Origin of the sequence: Roseomonas rosulenta (genome assembly GCF_016106005.1) — a bacterium.
Taxonomy (GTDB): domain Bacteria; phylum Pseudomonadota; class Alphaproteobacteria; order Acetobacterales; family Acetobacteraceae; genus Neoroseomonas; species Neoroseomonas rosulenta.
In genome coordinates, this window is the sequence record NZ_JACADR010000203.1 from 1 (window position 1) to 8,283 (window position 8,283).

Annotated in this window: 8 protein-coding genes; 6 read left to right on the forward strand and 2 right to left on the reverse strand. The window is 70.9% G+C overall.

Annotated elements, in window-relative coordinates; all coding sequences use genetic code 11:
- A partial coding sequence (ybaL, locus tag HW578_RS19340; protein ID WP_198372350.1) for a YbaL family putative K(+) efflux transporter occupies positions 1-1,384 on the reverse strand: 1,384 nt, incomplete at its 3' end.
- Positions 1,385-1,485: 101 nt separating this feature from the next.
- Here ybaL and HW578_RS19345 point away from each other — a divergent pair.
- The 4 genes from HW578_RS19345 to HW578_RS19360 all read left to right on the forward strand — a co-directional run bounded on the left by HW578_RS19345 (position 1,486) and on the right by HW578_RS19360 (position 5,487).
- Entirely contained in the window at positions 1,486-1,764 is a 279-nt protein-coding gene (locus tag HW578_RS19345) for a helix-turn-helix transcriptional regulator (protein WP_198372351.1), read from the forward strand.
- Positions 1,765-1,809: 45 nt separating this feature from the next.
- Positions 1,810-3,843: a transketolase gene (gene tkt, locus HW578_RS19350; protein WP_369407933.1), complete on the forward strand. Its 2,034-nt coding sequence runs from the start codon at positions 1,810-1,812 to the stop codon at positions 3,841-3,843.
- A gap of 25 nt (positions 3,844-3,868) precedes the next feature.
- Positions 3,869-4,888, forward strand: a complete 1,020-nt coding sequence (gene gap / locus HW578_RS19355) for a type I glyceraldehyde-3-phosphate dehydrogenase (protein WP_198372353.1) — start codon at positions 3,869-3,871, stop codon at positions 4,886-4,888.
- 101 nt (positions 4,889-4,989) lie between these two features.
- Positions 4,990-5,487: a flavin reductase family protein gene (locus HW578_RS19360; protein ID WP_232479125.1), complete on the forward strand. Its 498-nt coding sequence runs from the start codon at positions 4,990-4,992 to the stop codon at positions 5,485-5,487.
- Between the two features lie 84 nt (positions 5,488-5,571).
- On the opposite strand, the gene HW578_RS19365 is transcribed toward HW578_RS19360, so the two are convergent.
- Complete coding sequence (locus HW578_RS19365) at positions 5,572-5,958, reverse strand: DUF6636 domain-containing protein (protein ID WP_198372355.1); 387 nt, start codon at positions 5,956-5,958, stop codon at positions 5,572-5,574.
- Between the two features lie 30 nt (positions 5,959-5,988).
- Here HW578_RS19365 and HW578_RS19370 point away from each other — a divergent pair, with 30 nt between their 5' ends.
- Together HW578_RS19370 and HW578_RS19375 are read left to right on the forward strand one after the other, a co-directional pair.
- A complete protein-coding gene (locus HW578_RS19370; protein WP_198372356.1) occupies positions 5,989-7,182 on the forward strand; it encodes a phosphoglycerate kinase in 1,194 nt (397 codons plus the stop codon).
- Positions 7,183-7,650: 468 nt separating this feature from the next.
- Positions 7,651-8,190, forward strand: a complete 540-nt coding sequence (locus HW578_RS19375; protein WP_198372357.1) for an NUDIX hydrolase — start codon at positions 7,651-7,653, stop codon at positions 8,188-8,190.
- Positions 8,191-8,283: the final 93 nt, after the last annotated feature.

The window sequence follows — 8,283 nt, forward strand, 5'->3', positions numbered from 1 at the left end:
CATTGCCCTCGATCACGCGCAGGCCCGCGGCCCGCGCGGCGGCGGCCGCGTCCTCCCCGGCCTCGATCACCACCAGCTTGCGCCCCGCCGCCGCGAGGCGCCGGCCCACCAGCCCGCCGACGCGCCCGAAGCCGACCAGCACCTCGTGCCCAGGCTCGGCCGGGGCCGGGGCGGCGGGCGGCGGTACGGGTGAGCGCGGTGCGGCCGGAAGCTTTCGGTCCACCACGAAGAACAGCACCGGATTGACCAGGATGGACAGGATGGCGCCGGCCAGCACCAGGTCGCGCCCCTCGGCCGGCAGCATGCCCAGCGCCACCCCGAGCCCCGCCAGGATGAAGGAGAATTCGCCGATCTGCGCGAGCGAGGCCGAGATGGTCAGCGCCGTGCCGTGCCCATGCCCGAAGGCCCGCACGATGCCATAGGCCGCCGCCGACTTGCCCACCAGGATGATGAGCACCGCCGCGATCACGCCGAGCGGGTCGCGCAGCAGCACGCCCGGGTCGAACAGCATGCCGACCGAGACGAAGAACAGCACCGCGAAGGCGTCGCGCAGCGGCAGGGCTTCCTCGGCCGCGCGTTGCGACAGCTTGCTCTCGGACAGCACCATGCCGGCGAAGAAGGCACCCAGCGCGAAGCTCACGCCGAACAGCTTGGCCGCGCCGAAGGCCACCCCCAGCGCGATCACGTAGACCGCAAGCCGGAACAGCTCGCGTGAGCCGGTATGCGCGACGTAATGCAGCAGCCACGGGATGGCGCGCCGGCCGACGACAAGCATCGCCGCGCCGAACAGCGCGACCTTGCCGAGCGTGACCGCCACCGTGACCAGCAGGTTCCCCGGCGCGACCGCGCCCGCCATGGTCACCCCCGCCAGCGCCGGGAGCAGCACCAGCGCCAGCACCATGGCCAGGTCCTCGACCACCAGCCAGCCGACGGCGATGCGCCCGCGCTCGGTGTCCATCAGGCGGCGTTCCTGCAGCGCGCGCACCAGCACCACGGTGGAGGCGACCGACAGCGCCAGGCCGAAGACCAGCCCCGCCACCACGCCCCAGCCCAGCAGCAGCGCGAGGCCGAGGCCGAGCAGCGTGGCCACGCCGATCTGCACGACCGCCCCGGGGATCGCGATCGAGCCCACCGCCATCAGGTCGCGCCAGGAGAAATGCAGCCCGACCGCGAACATCAGCAGGATGATGCCGATCTCCGCCAGCTCGCCCGCCAGCGCCGCATCGGCCACGAAGCCGGGTGTGAACGGCCCCACCGCCACGCCGGCCAGCAGATAGCCCACCAGCGGCGAGATGCGCAGGCGCTGCGCCGCGAGGCCGAAGGCGAAGGCGAGGCCAAGCCCGACGACGATGGTGGCGATGAGCGGCGTCGCGTGATCCGGCATGGGGCCCTCCCTTTTGCGTCGGGCAGTTGGGGTTGCATTGCCGAAATTCAATGAATTTCGGCAATATTGACTATTTTCGCACGCTCACCACGTCACGCCGCATGCCGCTCACCGCGCCGCAATGCCGCGCCGCCCGCGCCCTGCTGGACTGGACCCAGGCGGATCTCGCCACCGCCGCGGCGATCAGCCCCGGCACCGTGCGCGGCTTCGAGGCGGGGCGCCATGCCCTGCATCGCGCCACCGCCGCGGCGATCCGCCAGGCGCTCGAGACCGCCGGCATCGTCTTCATCGAGGCAGGGCCGGACGGGGGCGAGGGCGTGCGCCGCGCATGGGCGCCATCCGACCCGCCCGGTTGCCCGACAGCCCCCCCGCCTCTATAGCGGCGCCGCCTCCCCCGACGCAGCCGCAGGTGCCACTTGGCCAGCATTGCCCCGACGCCCGACGCTTCCGCCAACCCGGCCCTTGCCGCCCAGGCCGAGATCCTCGCGCGGCCGGCGAGCGAGGCGCGGCGGCTGGCGGATGCCATCCGCGCGCTGGCGATCGATGCGGTGGAGGCCGCGAAGTCGGGGCACCCCGGCATGCCGATGGGCATGGCCGATGTCGCGACCGTGCTGTTCACGAAGTTCCTGAAATATGACGCGGCCGACCCGCGCTGGGCCGACCGCGACCGCTTCGTGCTGTCCGCCGGCCACGGGTCGATGCTGCTCTATGCGCTGCTGCACCTGACCGGCCATGCCGGCATGGGCATGGAGGAGCTGAAGCGTTTCCGCCAGCTGCATTCCCCCGCCGCCGGCCACCCCGAATACGGCGAGCATCCGGGCATCGAGACCACCACCGGCCCGCTCGGCCAGGGCATCGCGACCGCGGTCGGCATGGCGCTGGCCGAACGCATGATGGCGGCGCGCTTCGGCGCCTCCCTGGTCGATCACCGCACCTGGGTCATCGCCTCGGATGGCGACCTGCAGGAAGGCGTGAGCCACGAGGCGGCGTCGCTGGCCGGGCACTACGGCCTGTCGAAGCTGTGCGTGCTGTGGGACGACAACCACATCTCGATCGACGGCGACACCGCGCTGTCCTTCACCGACGACACGTTGAAGCGCTTCCAGGCCTATGGCTGGGCGACACGCCGCGTGGACGGGCACGACCATGAGGCGCTGGCAAGCGCGATGGCCTGGGCCACGCGCAGCCGCAAGCCGGTCCTGATCGCCTGCCGGACCATCATCGGCCTGGGTGCGCCGACCAAGGCGGGCACGGCGGGGTCGCACGGGTCGCCACTCGGTGCCGCCGAGGCCGCCGCGGCGAAGCAGGCGCTGGGCTGGACCGCCGCGCCCTTCACCGTGCCCGAGGACATCAAGGCCGCCTGGGAGGCCGCCGGGCGGCGCAGTGCTGGCACGCGCCGGTCCTGGCTGAAGCGCCTGGCGAAGCACCCGCAGCAGGCGGAGTTCGACCGCGCGGTCGCCGGCCGCCTGCCGGAAGCCTGGCACGAGGCGCTGGCGGCGCTGCGCGCGAAGCACGCCGAGGAGAAGCCGAAGCTCGCGACGCGCGTGTCGTCCCAGCGCGCGCTGGAGGCGCTGGTGCCCTCCGTGCCGGAGATGGTGGGCGGGTCGGCCGACCTGACGGGATCGAACAACACCAATGTGAAGGGCATCCCGGCGATCGCGCCGGGGAATTTCGCCGGGCGCTTCGTCCATTGGGGCGTACGCGAGCACGGCATGGCCGCCGCGATGAACGGCATGGCCCTGCATGGCGGCATCATCCCGTATTCCGGCACCTTCCTTGTGTTCAGCGACTACCTGCGCCCGGCCGTGCGCCTCGCCGCGCTGATGCACACGCGCGTCATCCACGTGCTGACGCATGACAGCATCGGCCTGGGCGAGGACGGGCCGACGCACCAGCCGGTCGAGCACCTGGCCTCCTTCCGCGCCATGCCCAACGTCTTCGTCTTCCGCCCGGCGGATGCGATGGAGACCGCCGAGTGCTGGGAACTGGCGGTGAAGCGCGCCGATGGTCCGTCGTTGCTGGCGCTGTCGCGGCAGAACTTGCCCGCGCTACGCGCCGACGCCGGCGAGAACCGCTGCGCGCGCGGCGGCTATGTGCTGGCGGAGGCCTCCGCGGCGCGCAAGGCAACGCTGATCGCGACCGGCTCCGAGGTGCACCTCGCCATGGCCGCACGCGAGACGCTGGAGGCCGAGGGCATCCCGACCGCCGTCGTCTCCCTGCCCTGCTGGGAGATCTTCGCGGCGCAGGATGCGTCGTATCGCGAGCAGGTGCTGGGCAGCGCGCTGCGCGTTGGCATCGAGGCCGCGATCGGCTTCGGCTGGGAACGCTGGCTCGGCGCCGATGGCATTTTCATCGGCATGGGCGGCTTCGGCGCCTCGGCCCCGGCCGAGGACCTGTTCAGGCATTTCGGCATCACGGCCGATGCCGTCACGGCGGCGGTGAAGAAGCGCGTCGCGTAACCATCACGGGAAGGATCGGGACACCATGGCGGTGAAGGTTGCTATCAACGGGTTCGGGCGCATCGGCCGCCTGGTGCTGCGCGCGGCCTGCGAGGCCGGCCGGCAGGACCTGGAGTTCGTCACCATCAACGACCTCGGCTCGGTCGAGGCGAATGCCCACCTGTTCCGCTACGACAGCGTGCATGGCCGCTTCCCGGGCGAGGTGATCGTCGAGGGCGACACCATCACCATCCGCAACGGCGGCAAGACCTGGGGCCCGATCAAGGTCACGGCGGAACGCGACCCCACGAAGCTGCCGCTCGCCGGCGTCGATGTCGCGATGGAATGCACCGGCATCTTCACCAGCAAGGAGAAGGCCTCGGCGCTGCTGACCGCGGGCGCACGCAAGGTGGTGATCTCCGCCCCGGGCGACAATGCGGATGCGACCATCGTCTATGGCGTGAACCACCAGACGCTGACCAAGGAGATGACGGTCATCTCCAACGCGTCCTGCACGACCAACTGCCTCGCGCCGATCGCCAAGGTCCTGCACGAGAATTTCGGCATCGTCCGCGGCTACATGGTGACGATCCACGCCTATACCGGCGACCAGAACACGGTCGATACGCTGCACAAGGACCTGCACCGCGCGCGCGCCGCGGCGGTCAGCGCCATCCCGACCAGCACCGGCGCGGCCAAGGCGGTCGGCCTGGTGATGCCGGAGCTCAAGGGCAAGCTGGACGGCACCGCCATCCGCATTCCGACGCCGAACGTCTCCCTCGTCTCGCTCGACTTCGTGCCGGCGAAGGAAGGGGTGACGAAGGAAGCGGTGAACGCGGCGATGAAGGCGGCGAGCGAGTCCGGGCCACTCAAGGGCATCCTCGGCTACAACACCGCCCCGCTGGTCAGCATCGACTTCAACCACAACCCGGCCTCGTCCACCTTCGACGCGACGCAGACCCAGGTCGTGGATGGCGGGCTGGTGCGCGTGCTGTCCTGGTACGACAACGAATGGGGCTTCTCGAACCGCATGAGCGACACGACGGCGCTGTTCGGGAGCCTGTGATGTCCCGGGAGGGCGCTGCCCTCCCGGACCCACCCGCCAAGGGCCGAAAGGCCCTTGGATCCCGTCACCTGCGGTCGGTGCCGCTGGAACGGGCGTACCAGTTGATCGAACCAGGGCCGGTGGTGCTGCTCGCCACCAGCCAGCGCGGCATCCCGAACGTCATGGCCATGTCCTGGCACATGATGGTCGAGTTCACCCCGCCGCAGATCGCCTGCATCGTGAGCAACAGGAACCACTCCTTCGCCGCGCTGAAGCGCACGAAGGAGTGCGTCATCGCCATCCCACCGGCGGAATTCGCGAAGACCGTCGTAGCGATCGGCAATTGCTCGGGCGCCGATACCGACAAGTTCGCCCGCTTCGGCCTAGCGACACGCGCCGCACGCCACGTTGCCCCGCCATTGCTGCTCGATTGCTTCGCCAACCTCGAATGCCGCGTGGTGGATACGCGGATGGTCAGCGCCTACTGCATGTTCGTCCTCGAGGTCGTCCATGCCTGGATCGACCCCCAAAGGCGCGATGCCAGAACGATCCACCACCAGGGCTGGGGCCGCTTCGCGGTGGATGGGCAGCATATCCGGCTGCGCTCGGGCAAGGCCTGACCACGGGGCACGGCACCGGTCGCGCTGCGCAAGTCATCGGGGCGGTCGGTCGCCGCGCGAATCGCCCCGAAGGGATCGCCGACCTCAAAAGAACAGCAGCCGCGCACGCGCCATCTCGAAGCCCCGCCCCTCGCCGTTCACGCAGCGCAGCCCCTGCTGCGTCGCGGTGCAGGCCATCCCCCCGCCCTGCCAGGCCTGGCCATAACCCAGCACCGGCGCCATCGGGTTCGCCACCGTGTCACCATGGCAGATCAGCACCGGGGTCCCGCGCGGCCCCATCTCCACCGCGCCGCCGTAGTCCAGGTCGCAACTGCGCGGGCGCGGCGGGCGTTGGTAGGCGAAGTTCAGCACGTCGCAGCGCAGCCGCTGATCGAACACCGCGCAGTGGATGTTGCCCGAGGGCAACTGGAAGGCCTCCTGCGCCGATGCTAGGACCGGCAGGAGAGCGAAGACTGCGAGCCAACGGATCATCCCACTCTCCCTGCCAGGATTTTCGACGCGATGACGTACCGAACCATCGATGCGCTGGACGCCAAAGGTATCCGGGTGCTGCTGCGCGCGGACCTTAACGTTCCGGTGAGGGATGGCGCCATCACCGATCGTACGCGCATCGAGCGCCTGTGCCCCACCATCGCCGAGCTCGCCAATGCGGGCGCGCGGGTCGTCATCTGCAGCCATTTCGACCGCCCCAAGGGCAAGCGCGTGCCCGAGATGTCGCTCAGGCCGCTGGCCGAGGCGCTCTCCGCCGCGCTGAAGCGCCCCGTCGCCTTCGCCGAGGACTGCATCGGGCCCGCGGCCGAGACCGCCGTCGCCGCGATGGCCGATGGCGACATCCTGCTGCTCGAGAACACCCGCTTCCATGCCGGGGAGGAGAAGAACGACCCGGCCATGGCCGCCGCGCTCGCCAGGCTCGCCGATGCCTATGTGAACGACGCCTTCTCCGCCGCGCACCGCGCCCATGCCAGCACCGAGGGCGTGGCCCACCTGCTGCCCGCCTATGCCGGGCGGCTGATGGAGGCCGAGCTCAAGGCGCTCGATGCAGCGCTGGGCAACCCGGCGCGCCCGGTGGTCGCGATCGTTGGCGGGTCGAAGGTCTCGACCAAGCTCGACCTGCTGGGGAACCTGTCGAAGAAGGTCGATGTGCTGGTGATCGGCGGCGCCATGGCCAACACCTTCCTCGCCGCGCAGGGCCACGGGATGGGGAAGTCGCTCCAGGAAGCCGAGATGCACGACACCGCCCGCGCCATCCTCGAGACCGCGCGCGCGGCGAATTGCGAGATCCTGCTGCCCTCCGACCTGGTGGTCGCCGAGGAGTTCAAGCTGAACGCGCCCTCCCGCACGGTGCGCGCCAATGCGGTGCCCGAGGGCAGCATGGCGCTCGATGTCGGCCCCGAGACCGAGCAGGCGATCGAGGCGCGCCTGCGCGGGGCCTCGACGCTGGTCTGGAACGGCCCGCTCGGCGCCTTCGAGACGCCGCCCTTCGATGCCGCGACGGTGGCGGTGGCGCAGATCGTCGCCGCGCTGACGCAGTCGGGTGCGCTGAAGTCGATCGGCGGCGGCGGCGACACCGTGGCGGCGCTGCGCCATGCCGGCGTGGCGGAGCGCATGACCTATGTCTCGACCGCCGGCGGCGCCTTCCTGGAATGGCTCGAGGGCAAGACGCTGCCGGGCGTGGCGGCGCTCACCGCGACGTGACCTCGCGGGGCGTGATACGTCCCGCGTGCACGCAATGGTTGCTGGAAGGTTAACGGGCTCCCCGCGCAGGGTGCGGGGATGCGCATTTCCCCGCTCCGTCCGCCCGCGCGGCGTCCCGCATTAGGGCATTCTTCACGCCTCGGCTGGACAATGCTCCGCATGATCAGCCTCAACTCCCTCGCCGCCTTCACGCAGGAGGTCACCCGCAGCGCCGGCATCCAGCCGATGCGCGGCACCGATCGCCCGGCCGACGCTGCCGCGCCGCCGCGCCCGCCCAGCAGCGCACGCTCGAGACCGTGCCGCCCTCGGGGAGCCTGCCGGCCCTGCAGATGCTGCCGCGCGGCTCGCTGCTCGACCTGCGGGTCTGACCGCCGAGGGTCGCGTTCCGCGCAGCCCGGACATGGTTTTTAAACGCAGCCGCGCAACCAATGCTTGCGGCACCCGCGCTGTGTGTCCCATGATTTGCTCATGTCCCGCTTCATCCGGCGGATCCCCGAAGGCGATGACCGCGAAAGGCTGACCTGCCCCGATTGCGGTCATGTCGCCTATGAAAACCCGAAGGTCGTCGTCGGCTCGATCGTCGCCGAGGATGACACGGTCCTGCTCTGCCGGCGCGCCATCGAACCCCGACGCGGCTTCTGGACCATCCCCGCCGGCTACATGGAAATGGGCGAGACGGTCGAGGAAGGTGCCCGCCGAGAAGCCTGGGAGGAAGCGCGCGCGCGCATCGCGCTCGATGGCGTGCTCGCGGTCTATTCCATCGCCAGGCTCGGCCAGGTGCAGGTGATCTTCCGCGCCCGCCTCGCCGAACCCGGCTTCGAGGCCGGGCCGGAAAGCCTGGAAGTCCGCCGCTTCGGCTGGGACGAGATCCCTTGGGACGACCTCGCCTTCCCCTCGGTGCGCTGGGCGCTGCATGCCTGGCGCGAGGGCGCGCCGGGTTCGGTCGCGCTCAACCCGCCCGAGGACCCGCGCGGCATGCACCCCCAGCCCGCCGAGGTCGTGCCGTGACCGGCCGCCGGCCGCTGCTGGGCGCGCTGGTGGCGCTTCTGGCCACGCCCGCCGCGGCGCAGCAGGCCGGCTTGCGCCAGACCGCCGCCACCC